Raw genomic sequence first — 15,293 nt, forward strand, 5'->3', positions numbered from 1 at the left:
GCCCGAAACAGTTTTGCACCAAAATCCAACCTGAAAGCATGAAAGAACTTAAGACTCTCTCGGATGTAATCGTTTTTTGCTACGCCTTGTTTATAGCACTTTTGCTAACAAACCTGCTAGACTACAAAACCATATTCGAGATTACGACCGAAGAGCAGGCGCTCACCCTTTACAAAACACTTGGGGCAGTAGGCGCCGGGTTGATGCTGGTCAAACTTTTGATCGGAAAACTTTACATTACGTCGCTCAAATACGACAGGCACATGGCTCAGGTAAAAATCAATGAACTGAAAGCCGATTTATATGAGCGCAAGCAAGCATACAGAAGCAACAGCTACAAAGAATCTGTTCAGATGGAGATGGCTGTCGCAAGCAACTAATATTTTACATGACCCAGACCGTAATCAAGGAGCTGCAGGAAGCGCAACAGACGCTCAACAACTTTATAGCTGACCCTAACAACATTGCCGCCATTGAGCGCGCGGCCAACGCCATGGCCGATGCCGTGGAAGCCGGTGGCAAAATACTGTCGTGCGGCAACGGCGGCTCCATGTGCGATGCCATGCACTTTGCTGAGGAGCTGACAGGCCGCTACCGCGACAACCGCCAGGCTATACCTGCCATCTCCATCTCCGACGTGAGCCACATGAGCTGCGTGGGCAACGATTACGGTTACGATCATGTATTTTCGCGCTACATCGAAGCGCTGGGCAACAAAGGCGATGTGCTCCTAGCTATCAGCACCAGCGGCAACTCCGCCAACGTGCTCAAAGCCGCCGCAGCCGCCAAAGCCAAAGGCATGACGGTCGTGGGTCTCACCGGCAAAGACGGCGGCAAACTAGCTGCCTTCTGCGACGTGGAAGTGCGCGTGCCACACCACGGCTACGCCGACCGCGTGCAGGAAATCCATATCAAAGTCATCCACATTCTGATTCTCCTGATCGAGAAGCGGATTTGCGGGTAAGATATACCAGCCAGGTATAGAGTGTATTAATTTGCTTATAGCTGTAGAAAAGCAAGCGAAGGAATTGAGGGATCTGCTCACACTTTGAGGTCTGCAGGTTGTCTGAATCTTTCTATAGGCCCCCTACCCCAAGGATTTTCAGAATTTAAAGATTGACAGGATTCTCTCAGACGATTGACACACCCCTTCCCCTCTCGAGAGGGGAAGCTTTGACATTGAGAATTCGCAAGTATAAGCTTTGTAGCAAAGGTATACCTGTTGAATACTGTCATCCCCCTACCCCCTTCGAAGGGGGACTTTCTGTAACTGCCAATTCACAGGTATAAGTTCTATAGCTTTCTGCACTGTCACATATCACTGGCAGGTATAACAAGACTAACTTGCCCCTTTAGCTATGAAACAATTAGCGGTGCCAGGTGCACCAATTGACACTCCACTGTTCGAGCGGTCAGCGAGTTTGGAGGGTCTTGACTTTTTTGCTTACTTTTTGTGTCAAGACAAAAAGGAAGGCCTGCCCGGCCAGGGCAAGCTATAAAACAGTTTAGCTTAAGGTATAGCAATACTGAAGCTACGCTAGGTATAGGCATAGGCATTCCACTACTGTAGGTACACCTGACACTAAGATAGAGGCCTCACCATAGCAGGCGCAATCGTATACGCCCACACTCTCACCCCTTCTATAGCAATACTCTCTACCATAACACCAATAATTTTCTTTTCCCTACATTTACTACCATCCAGCTGGAATCAATTATCACCAAGCTGTGTTGCGAATCTAACTTATAAAATTGCATCTATAGATCAACATCTAACCCCTATGCTTATCAAGACGTTTGGCAGCGCCGTGCAGGGCGTGAACGCCTATACCGTAACCGTGGAAGTGAGTGTGAGCGCTGGCGCTAAGTACTTCCTGGTGGGCCTACCCGACAATGCCATTAAGGAAGGCGAGCAGCGCATCGAATCGGCACTGGCGCAATATGGTTACAAGCTCAAACGCCAGAAAACCATCATCAACATGGCCCCAGCCGATATCCGGAAAGAGGGCGCTGCTTACGACCTGACCATCGCGATGGGTATGCTAGCTGCTGGCGGGCAGATGAATCCTGATAAGCTTTCGCAGTACATGATCATGGGCGAGTTATCGCTTGATGGTTCGCTTCGTCCCATTAAGGGTGTACTCCCTATTGCCATTCAGGCCCGCAAAGAGGGGTTTAAAGGCATTATACTGCCCGCCAGCAATGCCCGCGAAGCAGCTATCGTGAATAACCTGGATGTGATCGGGGTAGAGAATATCAAGGAGGCCATTGACTTCTTGAATGATGAACTGGACATACCACCCGTTAAAATAGAAACCCGCGAGGTTTTCCAGAACACAGCGAACCAGTATGCGGCCGATTTCTCGGATGTGCAGGGGCAGGAGAACATCAAACGGGCTTTGGAAATCGCTGCTGCCGGTGGTCACAACGTGATCATGATCGGTCCTCCGGGAGCGGGAAAGACTATGCTGGCCAAGCGATTGCCTTCTATCCTGCCTCCGCTCTCGATGCACGAAGCGCTGGAAACAACCAAAATACATTCGGTGGCTGGCAAATTGGGAGAGGTGTCGTCTTTGCTTTCTACGCGGCCCTACCGGTCGCCACATCATACCATTTCGGATGTGGCGTTGGTAGGCGGAGGTGGTATACCGCAGCCCGGAGAGATTTCGCTTGCGCATAATGGGGTGTTGTTTTTAGATGAACTGCCAGAGTTTAAGCGTACCGCCTTGGAGGTGATGCGCCAGCCGCTGGAAGAGCGACGCGTGACCATTTCCAGAGCCAAAACAACCCTGGATTTTCCGGCCAACTTTATGCTCATTGCCAGCATGAATCCGTGCCCCTGTGGCTTCTATAATCACCCCGAGAAAGAATGTGTCTGTGCTCCCGGCCTTGTGCAGCGTTACCTCAACAAAGTAAGCGGCCCTTTGCTCGACCGCATTGATCTGCACGTGGAAGTAACGCCTGTTACCTTCGATGAAATGACAGCCACCCGTAAGTCGGAGGACAGTGGGACCATACGCGAGCGGGTAGTAAGAGCGCGCGAGTTACAGCGGGAGCGATTCAGCACCGTAGACTCCATTCATTCCAATGCTATGATGCCTTCCCAAATGGTGAAGGAGATTTGCCAGATCTCGGATGCCGGGCGCACTTTGCTGAAGACCGCGATGGAGCGGCTCGGACTCTCGGCCCGCGCATACGATCGCATCCTGAAGGTGAGCCGCACCATCGCTGACCTGGCCGGAAGCGACGAAATTAAAATTGAACATTTAGCAGAAGCTATCCAGTACCGAAGCTTGGACAGAGACGGTTGGGCAGGTTAACGTTCTTGTAATCATAACTATTTATATATCACATAATTACAAAGCTCAATACTTTAAAAAGGTGTTGAGCTTTTCTTTTTAATACGGTTTTAACCTGCCATTCTGATTGCACCACATTTAACATGAAAGATCAAACTTTTTTAGACTTTTCTTGGGGGCCTGCGTACTATGGGACGTCAGGAAGCGAGAACAATGTCGACTCTTCCTGACACTAACACACTTAATCCAATTAACCATTTACTACTATGAAGAAGAGAATCTTAATGTTTGTTTTAGCCATGACGACAGTGGTTGCAGCACACGCGCAGGGTCCACGTTTAGGTATCAGAGCTGGTGTAAACTATGCTGGTTTTGGCGGCTCCGATGCCGATAACCTCGATCGTATTTGGGGTGGGCATGCAGGTTTAACAGCGAACTTCCCGCTGTCGACTGATAACTTTTTCTCGATTCAGCCTGAATTGCTTTACTCGATGAAGGGTGCCGAGACTAGTGCCGACGATGTGAAGTGGAAAATCAACTACCTGGATGTGCCTGTGCTGGGCCGTGTAAATGCAGGACCACTGTACTTTGAGGCTGGACCACAGGTGTCGTTTAGAATTGGTGGCGAAGTGGATGTGAACAATACAACCATCACCGATGACCTGGACGACTACAAGCGCACCAGCTTAGGTTATGCAGCCGGCGTTGGTTTGCAGGCTACGCCACTTGGCCTGAGCATCGGTGTTCGCTACAACGGCGATATTTCCAAGCTTTATGACAACACAGACGTAGGTAACTATCGTAATGACGTATTCATGCTGACCTTGGGCTATTTGTTCGGCAGCAGATAAGCGTCCCCATTAGTACAGAATAAAACTATGATACTGAAGCCCCGGTTTGCGCCGGGGCTTTTTATATGCCCGCCATACCTGCCGCGACTAGCCGATCGGCTCCGCTCACTAAGTAGCCGCAACAAAGCAGCCGCTATTTTGTACTAAAGTAGAACACCCCCTAACCTTGCCGTCTGGGAAACTGAGTAACCCGGCACCAGAACAGCAAAAATAAAGCACAATTCTCGAAAAATTATCAACCTGACAATCAGGCAAATGACACCCCGGCTATGAAAACACCCTATCTATATACTCAATAAAAATATAGTTCTGCACGTATATTGCTCAGATCACTCCAAAACAACCATTACCCAATTATGAAAAAGCTAGTATTTATGTTCGTGTTTGCAGTAGCTACTGCATTTGGCGCCCAGGCGCAAAACGCAAGCTTCGGTATAAGAGGCGGTGCGAATATTTCTAACCTTTCCGGCGATCTGCGCGATGAAGACCGCTTCGAGAACAAAGTCGGCTTTCACGCCGGCATCATGGCGAACTTCGGCATCGTCGACAACTTCTTTTCGATTCAGCCGGAGTTACTCTATTCGGTGAAGGGTTTCAAGAACGAAGATTCTGAGTTTACCTTATTGGGCCAGAACTGGAGAAGAGAAGGTAAAGTGAATTACAACTACATCGACCTGCCGGTGCTTGCCAGAATCAAGGCTGGGCCTCTGTATTTTGAAGCTGGTCCGCAGGCCTCTTACCTCGTGAGCGTAAACAATGAGACCAAGTCATACCTGAACGGTCAGTTACAGAATACCACACGCGATGAGAACAGCAAGGATGGTTTGAAGGAATTTGAAGTAGGCTACGCAGCCGGCATCGGTTTCACATCGGCCAACAACGCCATTAGCTTCGGTGTACGCTACAACGGGGCCATCAGCGATTTCGTGAAAGAGGACGTGAACTTTGGTGGCGACCTGGCTAACGCCCGTCACTCTACCTTTATGGTAACGGTAGGACTGGCATTGCCAACGAGCCGCTAATATTTTCTCTTAATGAAGAAGCCGCCGGGTGCTCTGCATCCGGCGGCTTCTTTGTTTTCGGCTATACCTGCTATACCTGTGCTTAACTAATTACCGTCGTCAGGAGTAATAAGAAGCAAGGGCATGCGCCCAACTACCATACTAAACCCGCGACTATGAAAAAGATTATACCTCTAATGGCCCTGCTGCTAATCACCTCGTTTGCAGCAGACGCCCAGTATTACCGCTACGGCGTGAAAGCAGGCGGCGGCTTTTCCAAAGCAGTCGGCTCCGATGCACCTTCTGAACAGATCAACCACCTGGCAGGTATACACGGGGCTTTCGTGTTCGCCTACGAATTTGCCTCCCGCCTGTCGGTACAGCCCGAGCTGCACTACAGCCGCAAGGGTTTTACCTACGACAACTATACCTTAAACAGGCCCGCTGAAACAGCCCTTACCGGCGACCTCCGCCTCGACTACATCGAACTTCCGCTCATGATCAAACTGCAGAAAGCCGCCCTGTTTGTGGAGGCGGGTCCGTATATGGGCTATTTGCTCAACGTGGGCAACGATGTCAACATTGTCAGCTCAGACCCTACCGTAGATCCGCCGCTCGTGCTCGGCCGCGAAGATTTTGACAGGGATGACTTTAACAGCTTCGACGCCGGCTATGCGGTAGGTGGCGGTTTGATGCTCGAAAGTGGTTTTTTTCTGAACGTGCGCCACACCGGTAGCCTCCGCCCATCCCCGAAACAGGACCTGACCCAGCGCAACCTGGTCTGGCAGCTTTCCATCGGCTTCCTGATGCCCACACGCCGACCCGGCAGCTGGTAGGCCGACGGCTATACCTTGATCGCTATACCTTAAAAATGCAAAGCCCCGCTACTTACATGAAGCAGCGGGGCTTTGCTATACCTGAGCTTTGGTTTATTTGCTCATCTCGGCATAGTACTTATAGAACTGCGGGATCGTCTCTATACCTTTCATGAAGTTGAAGACACCGAAGTGTTCGTTAGGCGAGTGGATCGCATCCGTATCCAAACCGAAGCCCATCAGCACCGAATCCAAACCGAGCTCTGACTTGAACATGGCCACGATTGGAATAGACCCACCGCTGCGCACTGGCACCGGCTTCACGCCAAAGGTTTCTTCGTAGGCTTTGGCAGCCGCCTGGTAAGCGATAGAGTTAGTCGGCGTTACCACCGGCTCACCACCGTGGTGCGGCTTCACGACCACTTTCACACTCTTCGGCGCAATGCTCTCAAAGTGCTTCTTGAACTTTTCCGTAATCTCCTCAGACGTCTGGTTCGGCACCAGACGCATCGATATTTTAGCGAACGCCTGCGAAGGGATCACCGTCTTAGCTCCTTCACCGGTATAGCCACCCCAGATGCCGTTCACATCCAGCGTCGGGCGGATGGAGTTGCGCTCCATGGTCACGTAGCCTTCCTCACCGTGCACATCCGGCAGGTCGAGGGCCTGCTTATACTTGTCCAAGCTGAAAGGGGCACGGGCCATCTCGGCGCGCTCCTCCTGGCTCAGCTCCTGCACATTGTCGTAGAAGCCAGGTATGGTGATGTGGTTGTTTTCGTCGTGCATGGCAGCGATCATCTGGCACAGGATGTTGATCGGGTTCGCCACAGCGCCACCGTACAGACCGGAGTGCAGATCGCGGTTCGGGCCGGTTACCTCTACCTCCACGTAGCTCATACCGCGCAGGCCGGTGGTGATAGAAGGCGTGTCATTACCCAGCATACCGGTGTCGGAGATCAGAATCACATCGGCCTTCAGTTTCTCCTTGTTGTTCTTCACGAAAGTGGCCAGGTTGGCAGATCCCACTTCCTCTTCACCCTCGATCATGAACTTCACGTTGCAAGTCAAGGCGTTGTTCTGCATCATCACCTCAAAGGCCTTCACGTGCATGTACATCTGGCCTTTGTCGTCGCAGGCACCGCGGGCGTATATCTTGCCGTCTTTGATCACGGGCTCGAACGGAGGTGAGTGCCACAGTTCATAAGGGTCGGCAGGCTGCACATCGTAGTGCCCGTATACCAGCACTGTGGGCAGGCTTGGGTCTACCATCTTCTCGCCATACACGATCGGGTAGCCGCCCGTCTCGCACAACTCCACATTGTCAGCTCCGGCCTCGCGCAGTTTCTGGGCCACAAACTCTGCCGTGCGCAGCACATCCTGCTTAAACTTCGGGTCGGCGCTTACAGAAGGTATGCGCAGCATGTCCAGCAGCTCGTTTATAAATCGGTCTTTGTTGTCAGCAATATATTGGTTCATAGTCTGGATAAATGTCTTGCGCTAAAGGTACGAAAAAAGCCACCCTTCGGAAAGAGTGGCTTTTAGAATGCTTATACCTGCAGGCGGCTATACCTACTTGCGGAGCCCCAGCTTGATGTTGGCTTTGCTCTCCTCGCCGTTTATGAGGCGGTTGATGTTCTTACGGTGCGTCAATACCACCACGGCAAACACCACAAAACCAAAGATGATCAGGATCGGGTTATCCGGATGGAAGCGCGGAAGCAAGAGCAGGATCGGGAAAGCCAATGCCGCGATCATAGAGCCCAGCGACACATACTTGGAGGTAAAGAGCACGATCACGAAAATGACCATACACATCAGGGCCACTTCCAGGTGAATGGCCAGCATCATACCCAACAAAGTGGCCACGCCTTTTCCGCCTTTGAAGCGCTCGTATACCGGGAAAATATGCCCCACTACAGCCAATGCACCCATGGCCAGTTGATAGAAGATCAGATCATCAGCAGGTATAGCATTGAAAATCACGAGCAAGGCTGCCAGTGAAGTGGCCACCCAGCCTTTGAAAATATCGATCAGCATCACAATGGTGCCCGGCTTTTTGCCCAGCACCCGAAATGTGTTGGTAGCTCCGGAGTTGCCACTGCCATGCTGGCGAATGTCAATTCCGTAGTAGGCTTTACCAATCCAAACGGCGGTGCAGATGGAACCGATCAGGTATGCTACTAAAAATAAAGCGGCAATTAAAAGTATGTTCATGACGCGTGTGTCAGCTTTTGTTGCATTAACTGCACCTAACAGAATTAAGTGCAGTCAGCCTTTATATTTTTGAAAAGAACCCAAATATAGGGACTAGTTATTTTAATATCCAAAAGTGAAATATCTTTCCCTATACGGTTGCAGGGCGGTTATCGGTTATTGCCAACCTTCCTCCTCTTCTTCATTTCCTTTTTTCTTCTTCTTTTTCTTCTTCGTGTCCTCTACTTCGTCCTCTGCCACATTGAAGCCACCCTGCTCTGCCACTGGAGGCTGGGTTGCCATTTTAAAGGCGTCCTTGCCATTCAGGTAGTCATGCTTGAACTGGTCCACGAAGCGGTTCTTGTCGATACTTTCGCCCATGTACATGCCGTACTTACGGGAGCGGCCGCCACTGGCTTTGGAGCGGATGGCTTTGTTCAGGTCAGCGTCAGATGCAACGACCACGAGGCCATTTTCCAGGTAGCTCAGGAAAACCCAGGTATACGGATCGGCCTGCAGGTACAGGTTCACCACTGGCTCGCCGTTCAGGTCCTGCTTGATCTCCATAAAGCCGTCCATGTTCGCGTTGATCTCTTCTTTCATCACGTTGGACAGTCCCAGTTTGCCCACGCTGTACCAGGCATTGGTCTTGTTGGACCAGCGCAGGTCCACGTTATCAAACACCATGCTGCGCACCAGTTTGTTCGATAGTTTTGGAAATGCGATGGCTCCGCCCTGGTAGCGCTGCGCATCGCGGTTGCCGATGATGTTGGCCAGCTTGTACGGCATCGTTTCGTCACCGCCCTGGTCACCGCCACCGCGAATGGCCGTCTCGTTCAGCTTCTTGCCAAGCGCCGCTATTACCGAAGAGTGCATGTTCATGTCAAAGGCCATCAGCGCATCTATGGCGTAGTAGCCGCTGTCGGTTTTGGCTATACCTGTACCGGCCGACTCTATCCCGAAATCCTTCAGGGAGTTCACCAGGTTCAGCTTGCCTTCAAAAGAAACCGTTTTGGAGCCCTCATTGTAGCGCAATTCGTTTCCTTCGTAAGAGCCGGCAGCTGAACGGGCAGCATCCGTGATCTTAAATTCGCTTTTCGCCTTATCGTAAGACAGGTCACCAGTCACGGTGAAGATGTCCAGATCGTCTTCGTACTGCTTCTTCGAAACGAAAGTGTTGTAGGGCTTAAATGTTCCACGTGACAGATGCAGACCGGTATAGAGTTGGTTTCCGTCCGGTGCCTTCTGCTTCATGATCGGGATGCGTACGTTGTCAGGATTCAGGGAGTCGCGCTTGAAGGGGAACCAGTCGGAATCCGCTTCATTTCCGGTGAAGTTCAGCTTCAGGTCGCCGTCAAAATCCATGTGCGGGCGATACGAGTACATGGTCACGTTGCCTCGGTAACGGATGCGTGGGAAGATGTAGAAGTTGTCCGTCTCACGAACCGCCGCCTGGGCATAGGTCGTGTGGATGTTTGACTTCTTCTTCAGCTGATGCTCTTTATACAGGAAGTCCGCAAACTGCAGCTTAAACGAGTTGGAAGCGGCATTCTGGTAATCGTGCACCGCCGTGCCACTGAAGGCGTTGCGCGACAGCACATTGATGTTGCCTGCGTAAAGCTTGTGGAACTGCTGCAGGGAATCGGCCAAAACGCGGGCGTTGCGCAGGGTGGTGATGGTAGCGCCGGCTGCCACAGCCACTTTGCCGCTGTCCGGTATAATGTGCGCATCGCCTACAGGTATGTATGGCACACCGCCTGCCAGAATAGAGTTACTCTTGAGGTCGTACTCCCCGGTGGCGGCGCTGAAGTACAGGCCTTCCTGCTCCGGATGCTGCGAGTAGAAATAGTTCTTACCCCCGGCACCGTCCGCAGCCAGGCTCACCTTTTGCTGCTTCATGTCCCAGGTAGCTCGGCTCATCGACGTCTTGTACTGCGCCTTCGGGAACTCGATACTCGCTATACCTTTCTGCTCGCTGCCAAACTCGACAAAGCGCTTATCCAGGTCGTAGCTGATGGCCATATCCGTCGCTTTCATGGCCGGCTTGCCCTCCACATCCGATTTCACGATCATCTGGGCATGGTTACCCGACAAGTTGCGTCCTTTGAACGAGAGCTTTTGCGACACGATGTTAGCGTCGGCATTATCCAACTCACCGTCGCCGTACAAACCGCCCGGCGACAGCATGGCTGTGCCCGTAAATTTGAACTCCTCTTTGTAGATCTTCATCGGGTCCTTGGCATCCACCATCAGATACATGGTGTCCTGCTTCGGTGTCCAAACCATTTCGTAGTGCCCCAGGCTGGCCATCGGGAAGTTGGCCTCGCCGCCGCCTGCCTCTACTTTCGCACTGGTTCCTTTTTGAGTCACCACTTTATCGAGGTAGTAAGTATACTCCGGCGCCTGTAGGGTCGAAGTCAGGTACTTAAGCGTGCCCCGGCTCTGTATACCTGCCGAGGTCATCATAATGGTGTCGTAGGCTATACCTTTGCCGCCGAATGCCGGCAGGCCTTTCGGGCCAGGCTGGTAGTAGAAGCCGAGCGTTTCGTCCGGCATCATGGTCAGCTTGGTCTTGATCGGCGGGAAGATGTTGCCGGAATGGAACGTACCACTGAAGCCCAGCATGCTTTTGCCTTTGCTCAAGCTGTCGAGTTTGTAGGACGGGATATCGAAGTAAACGGTGCTGTCGTAAGCGCCCGCCAGCACGTCCGGTCTGGCAAAAGCCACCTGTCCACCCATCGGCGAGTCAAACTTCGGATACTCCGGAAAGTGCTTGCGGCCCGATTTGTTGTTGGGTTTGTTGATGTAGAGCTTCCCGGACATTTTGCCTGAGCGGCTGGTCATCACCTGCTCCAGTTCTTTCTTTTTGCCCACCGCATGACGCTTCTTCGTTACAAAGGCCACGGTGTCCAGCTTCTGCATATCGATCATGAACTCATTGTAATCGAACTTGAACTGGGAGCCCCTGAAATTGAGGCGACCGGCGTACAGCCTGCCACCGAACTCCATATTACGGTTGTCGAGCAGGTGCACAATGTTGCTGTCAGGCACGGCGTATACCGCTGCAGAGTCGTTGTTGAAAGCCATCTTCTCCACACCACGCACGGTCAGGCGGTTGCTGCTCAAGTTGAGGGTCGCGTTACGGCCGGACGGCACCACTGATTTAATTACCAGGTGATCGTAGTCGCTCAGGTTTTGTGCGGAGCCTACATAGTGCCAGGCTTTCGGTTTCAAGGAAATAAAATGCGATTGTCCATCGTAAGTCAGGAAGCCTTCGCGGGCCAGACCGATGGCTGCCTCACGCACCGCTTTCTCGTTTAGCTTCGAGGCCTTGGCCACATCAAAGGCATAAAAGTCGTTGGTTTTGGCCTTAGCCGCATACGACACAAACACCTGCAGCGGGTGGAAACTGGCCACACCAACCAGCTGCTGAAAACGCATGTTAGAGAAATACTGCGCCGACTCGAGCTGAACAGGTATAAGGGTTTTGGTATTCAGGATGGAGAAATTGACATGTGGCGTGCCCAGGTTCCAGGCAAGGCGCTCGGCCGTAATCTCGAACTTGTGGTAGCTGTCGTAGAAAGGCGTCTTGCTGTACACACCTTTGTCGCGGGTAAGCACCAGTTCGCGGGTTGGCTTGGAGTAGCGCAGCTGCATGGCCGGGTGCGTGAGCGAATCGCGGCGCTGGTTCTGGTAAATGGCCACGTAGGCTCTGTTGGCAGATATAATCGAGTCGTTCAGGTTGTAGTTGTGCGCCATCGACCGGAACTTCTTCTTCCCGTCCTCCAGCACGGCCAGTGCAGACGCGCTGCCATCGAGCGGCTTGCTTCCGATCAGGTTACCGGCCAGCGTGAAGCCACCAGAGTATACAATGTCCTTGCCCAGACTTTTCACCTTCGCATCGTTGGTATAAGAGGCAAAACGCGGGTAAGTTTTCTCGCCGTTGGTACCGGCTTTGGTGCTCCTGAACTCAAAAACCCCTTCAATGGGAGCGTCGAGCACCGCGTCGTAGGTGATAGTGGACTCAGGCACTTTGAAGGCGGCTGCTGTGATGTCGAAATTAAAGGCTTTGAAAGCGGCTGAAACCGGCTTGCCTTCCACTTGCCATGCAAACGATCCGCCCTCGCCCACAAACAGGTTGTTTGCCAGCATCAGGTGCCCGCTCGTTTTGGTGATGGCGGTGGAGTCGTGGATGGTGGCAAAACTCAGGTTGACGTTCTCCAGTTTCATCACCGGTCCGCTCACCTTGGGCTGCGCAGGTATAAACATCTTCTTGAAGTCGTCACGGCGCTTCTTCTCGGCTACTTTCGGGTCCACCTTTTTGGGTGCAGCAGGCTTGGGTGTGTCCCAGGCATCACCCCAGTCGTCGGCCGTGGCCTCGGTGCTTTCGCCTGCCACCTCATCATCCCACGAAAAGCTGTCCCAGTCGCTCACTTCCGCTGACTTTTCTTTCTCTTTTGGAGCCGCCTTGCCTTCGTAGGCAAAACTTACGCTGCCCCCCGACGTGCGCAAAGTATACTGCTTGTTCTGGTAAAGTATACCGGTGGTCAGGTAGCTGCTGCTGGTCTGAAAGAAACGATCGAGCGCTATACCCTCGTCCTGCTGCACGGCCTTGACCACCACTTCCAGCATGCCATCAATCTGAGAGCCGCGCATGTTGTGGTGGTTCACGGCGCCGACCAGCATCTGGTAAAAGTTCTCGTAATGCGGATTAACGCGCAGTTTCTTGCGGTACATCTGCTGTGAGATGTCGATCACCTGCTGCTTCTGCTTGTCGGAAAGGCGCTGATTGCCCCACACGCTCTCCAGGGCAGCACCCAGTGCCTCGGCATTTTTGGCCTTTCCGGTCACCAGCATTGCTTTGGCATCTGTGATGTACTGTGCCGGGTCGGTTGCCAGTCTGGTTTGGGCTTGTGCGGTGAACACAGCCAGGAAAAATAAAAAGGGTAGAAGTTTATATTTCATAGGTCGGAAGGTTTCGCGTTAGCTGTTCTTGAAAATGGCAGACACCCAGTTGTTTTTGGTGCGGTGCGACACGTAGGTCAGGCCCAGTTCTTCGGCACGTTCTTGTAGCGCTGGCAGGTCTTCGGTATAGAAACCGCTCAGCAGCAGCGTACCTTCTGGCTTCAGCACCGCCACATAGGCCGGCATGTCGTCGAGTAGCACGTTGCGGTTGATGTTGGCCAGGATGATGTCGTAAGGCTGGTCGCCTGCAATGGTTTCGGCACCGCCCAAGCGCACGTCTATACCTGCATAGCCGTTCAGCTCGGCATTCTCTCGGGCATTTTCCACGGTCCAGTCTTCTATTTCAACGGCCACAATTTCAGAGGCTCCCAACTCGCCGGCCATAATGGCCAGTATACCTGTGCCGCAGCCCATGTCCAGCACGCGCTTGCCCTGGTGGTCGAGTGTCAGCTGGTTTTCGATCATCAGGGTGGTGGTTTCGTGGTGACCCGTGCCGAAGGACATTTTGGGGTTGATCACAATGTCGTACTTTGCCTCAGAGGGTTTCTCGTGGAACGATGCCCGCACAGACACCTGCCCGCCGATGAAGAGCGGCTCGAAATTGCGCTCCCACTCCTCGTTCCAGTTCTGGCGCTCGATCTTCTGCACCTGGTACTCCACGGTCGTATACCCGGCGTAGCGGGCGATCATGTTGGTGAGCTCGTTCTGGTCGAACTTGTCTTCGTCGATGTAAGCGTTAAAGCCCTCTTCCGTCTCTACAAAGGCGTCGAATCCCAACTCGCCCATTTCGGCAGTGAAAATGTCGGCAAAATCGGGGCTTACTTTCAGGGCTACTTCTATAAAATCCATGTGAGTATGTTAAGGGCGGCACGCTGCGTAGGAGCGCACATTGGTAAAGTGTACAGTAAAATCAGCAAAATTCCGGTTATCAGTCACGTACAGCACGTGGTCGGCGAAGGCTTTCTTGTTGGTGATGTGCCAGACAGCTGTTGCGTCGGCAAAAAGTTTGTTGCTCTCGCGGTAGACTACCATGCTGGCAAAAGCTTCTTCTTCGCCCAGGTATACCGTGTAGGCAGCGGTGTTCTTGTACTTGGGGTCGCGCTCCAGGTATACCGAACCGTAGATGCGGCAAATGTCTTTGCTGGCTACCGTTACAGGTATGGGGGCCGTCGGCTGCGGCGCTGCCAGGTACGGAAGCAGCGACAACCAAAAGGATATTATCAGAATCATAGGAGAAAATTTAGCCAAATATAACTATATCTACAAGAAAAAAGGCTGCCAACTTTAGATAGTTGGCAGCCTTTTTCCTGTGTTACCTGATTCTTAGAACGATTTGATAATGTCGGTAAAGTCACGCGATTTGAGCGAGGCCCCTCCGATCAGGCCACCGTCCACGTCCGGCTGGGAGAACAGCTCTTTGGCGTTACCCGGGTTGCAGCTGCCACCGTACAGGATCGAACAGTTGAAAGCCGCCTCGGCATCGAACATGCGCGAAAGCTGCTCACGTATGTAGGCGTGCATTTCCTGGGCCTGCTGGCTGCTGGCTGTGCGGCCTGTGCCGATGGCCCAGATCGGCTCGTAAGCTACCACCACCTGGTCAAATTCCTCGTTGCTCAGGTAAGAAAGGCTGTCGTGCAGCTGCTTGCCTACGTAGTCGAAGTGACGGTCCGCGTCGCGCTCATCCAGCGGCTCGCCGCAGCAGAAGATCGGCTTTATACCTTGCGCGATGGCCGCTTTGAGTTTCTTGTACAGCGTCTGCGCATCTTCGTGGTGGTACATGCGGCGCTCGCTGTGGCCGATGATCACGTACTGTACGCCTACCGACTTGAGCATGCTGGCCGACACCTCACCGGTATAGGCGCCGCTCTCGTGCTCGCTCAGGTTCTGGGCCGCCAGGTACATGCGGTCGTTGCCCTGCGTCAGTTTGCCCACGCTCTGCAGGAACGGGAAAGGCGGTGCCACGATCACGGTCACATCGCCGTTCACTTCGTCTTTCACCATGTTGTCGATCTCCGACACCAGCGAAAGCGCCTCCTCGTAGGTTTTGTTCATTTTCCAGTTGCCGGCAACAATTCGTTTTCTCATGTTTTATAGTAGCTATTGATTTATATTGGATTTATCCCCGTACGGCAAGTTAACAAATTAAGGTATACCTGCCTTGCTATACCT

13 protein-coding genes are annotated in these 15,293 nt (G+C 52.6%); 7 read left to right on the forward strand and 6 right to left on the reverse strand.

Annotated features, from left to right (window positions below):
• The first annotated feature begins 38 nt into the window (after positions 1-38).
• From B0B12_RS18990 to B0B12_RS19015, 7 genes are all read left to right on the forward strand, one after another.
• Positions 39-380: a hypothetical protein gene (locus tag B0B12_RS18990; protein ID WP_076672222.1), complete on the forward strand. Its 342-nt coding sequence runs from the start codon at positions 39-41 to the stop codon at positions 378-380.
• Positions 381-388: 8 nt separating this feature from the next.
• Complete coding sequence (gene lpcA / locus B0B12_RS18995; RefSeq protein ID WP_076672224.1) at positions 389-964, forward strand: D-sedoheptulose 7-phosphate isomerase; 576 nt, start codon at positions 389-391, stop codon at positions 962-964.
• Between the two features lie 394 nt (positions 965-1,358).
• Positions 1,359-1,499 (forward strand): hypothetical protein, encoded by a 141-nt coding sequence (locus tag B0B12_RS20460; RefSeq protein WP_170871919.1) that lies wholly within the window; start codon positions 1,359-1,361, stop codon positions 1,497-1,499.
• A 282-nt stretch (positions 1,500-1,781) separates the two neighbouring features.
• Positions 1,782-3,320, forward strand: a complete 1,539-nt coding sequence (locus B0B12_RS19000; protein ID WP_076672226.1) for a YifB family Mg chelatase-like AAA ATPase — start codon at positions 1,782-1,784, stop codon at positions 3,318-3,320.
• A 245-nt stretch (positions 3,321-3,565) separates the two neighbouring features.
• Entirely contained in the window at positions 3,566-4,150 is a 585-nt protein-coding gene (locus B0B12_RS19005) for a porin family protein (protein ID WP_244554778.1), read from the forward strand.
• Positions 4,151-4,506: 356 nt separating this feature from the next.
• Positions 4,507-5,172, forward strand: a complete 666-nt coding sequence (locus B0B12_RS19010) for a porin family protein (protein WP_244554779.1) — start codon at positions 4,507-4,509, stop codon at positions 5,170-5,172.
• 155 nt (positions 5,173-5,327) lie between these two features.
• On the forward strand, positions 5,328-5,987 hold the full coding sequence (locus B0B12_RS19015; protein ID WP_076672230.1) for a porin family protein: 660 nt from the start codon (positions 5,328-5,330) through the stop codon (positions 5,985-5,987).
• A 93-nt stretch (positions 5,988-6,080) separates the two neighbouring features.
• Here B0B12_RS19015 and B0B12_RS19020 read toward each other — a convergent pair whose 3' ends face one another.
• The 6 genes from B0B12_RS19020 to tpiA form a co-directional block, all read right to left on the reverse strand.
• The gene (locus B0B12_RS19020) at positions 6,081-7,442 is read right to left on the reverse strand and encodes a dipeptidase (RefSeq protein WP_076672232.1); all 1,362 of its coding nucleotides are present in this window, start codon (positions 7,440-7,442) and stop codon (positions 6,081-6,083) included.
• A 93-nt stretch (positions 7,443-7,535) separates the two neighbouring features.
• Positions 7,536-8,180: a glycerol-3-phosphate 1-O-acyltransferase PlsY gene (gene plsY / locus B0B12_RS19025; RefSeq protein WP_076672234.1), complete on the reverse strand. Its 645-nt coding sequence runs from the start codon at positions 8,178-8,180 to the stop codon at positions 7,536-7,538.
• A gap of 156 nt (positions 8,181-8,336) precedes the next feature.
• Positions 8,337-13,124: a hypothetical protein gene (locus B0B12_RS19030; protein ID WP_076672236.1), complete on the reverse strand. Its 4,788-nt coding sequence runs from the start codon at positions 13,122-13,124 to the stop codon at positions 8,337-8,339.
• Between the two features lie 18 nt (positions 13,125-13,142).
• Positions 13,143-13,973: a 50S ribosomal protein L11 methyltransferase gene (gene prmA, locus B0B12_RS19035; RefSeq protein ID WP_076672238.1), complete on the reverse strand. Its 831-nt coding sequence runs from the start codon at positions 13,971-13,973 to the stop codon at positions 13,143-13,145.
• 9 nt (positions 13,974-13,982) lie between these two features.
• Positions 13,983-14,354, reverse strand: a complete 372-nt coding sequence (locus B0B12_RS19040) for a 7(1) septoil knot domain-containing protein (protein WP_076672240.1) — start codon at positions 14,352-14,354, stop codon at positions 13,983-13,985.
• 93 nt (positions 14,355-14,447) lie between these two features.
• Entirely contained in the window at positions 14,448-15,209 is a 762-nt protein-coding gene (gene tpiA / locus B0B12_RS19045) for a triose-phosphate isomerase (protein ID WP_076672242.1), read from the reverse strand.
• Positions 15,210-15,293: the final 84 nt, after the last annotated feature.

The organism is Pontibacter indicus, assembly GCF_900156345.1.
Classification (GTDB): domain Bacteria; phylum Bacteroidota; class Bacteroidia; order Cytophagales; family Hymenobacteraceae; genus Pontibacter; species Pontibacter indicus.

Bases quoted from the DNA above. Each gene is read 5' to 3' on its own strand.
- B0B12_RS18990 (WP_076672222.1), top strand. From the start codon at position 39: ATGAAAGAACTTAAGACTCTCTCGGATGTAATCGTTTTTTGCTACGCC.
- lpcA (WP_076672224.1), top strand. From the start codon at position 389: ATGACCCAGACCGTAATCAAGGAGCTGCAGGAAGCGCAACAGACGCTC.
- B0B12_RS20460 (WP_170871919.1), top strand. From the start codon at position 1,359: ATGAAACAATTAGCGGTGCCAGGTGCACCAATTGACACTCCACTGTTC.
- B0B12_RS19000 (WP_076672226.1), top strand. From the start codon at position 1,782: ATGCTTATCAAGACGTTTGGCAGCGCCGTGCAGGGCGTGAACGCCTAT.
- B0B12_RS19005 (WP_244554778.1), top strand. From the start codon at position 3,566: ATGAAGAAGAGAATCTTAATGTTTGTTTTAGCCATGACGACAGTGGTT.
- B0B12_RS19010 (WP_244554779.1), top strand. From the start codon at position 4,507: ATGAAAAAGCTAGTATTTATGTTCGTGTTTGCAGTAGCTACTGCATTT.
- B0B12_RS19015 (WP_076672230.1), top strand. From the start codon at position 5,328: ATGAAAAAGATTATACCTCTAATGGCCCTGCTGCTAATCACCTCGTTT.
- B0B12_RS19020 (WP_076672232.1), bottom strand. From the start codon at position 7,442: ATGAACCAATATATTGCTGACAACAAAGACCGATTTATAAACGAGCTG.
- plsY (WP_076672234.1), bottom strand. From the start codon at position 8,180: ATGAACATACTTTTAATTGCCGCTTTATTTTTAGTAGCATACCTGATC.
- B0B12_RS19030 (WP_076672236.1), bottom strand. From the start codon at position 13,124: ATGAAATATAAACTTCTACCCTTTTTATTTTTCCTGGCTGTGTTCACC.
- prmA (WP_076672238.1), bottom strand. From the start codon at position 13,973: ATGGATTTTATAGAAGTAGCCCTGAAAGTAAGCCCCGATTTTGCCGAC.
- B0B12_RS19040 (WP_076672240.1), bottom strand. From the start codon at position 14,354: ATGATTCTGATAATATCCTTTTGGTTGTCGCTGCTTCCGTACCTGGCA.
- tpiA (WP_076672242.1), bottom strand. From the start codon at position 15,209: ATGAGAAAACGAATTGTTGCCGGCAACTGGAAAATGAACAAAACCTAC.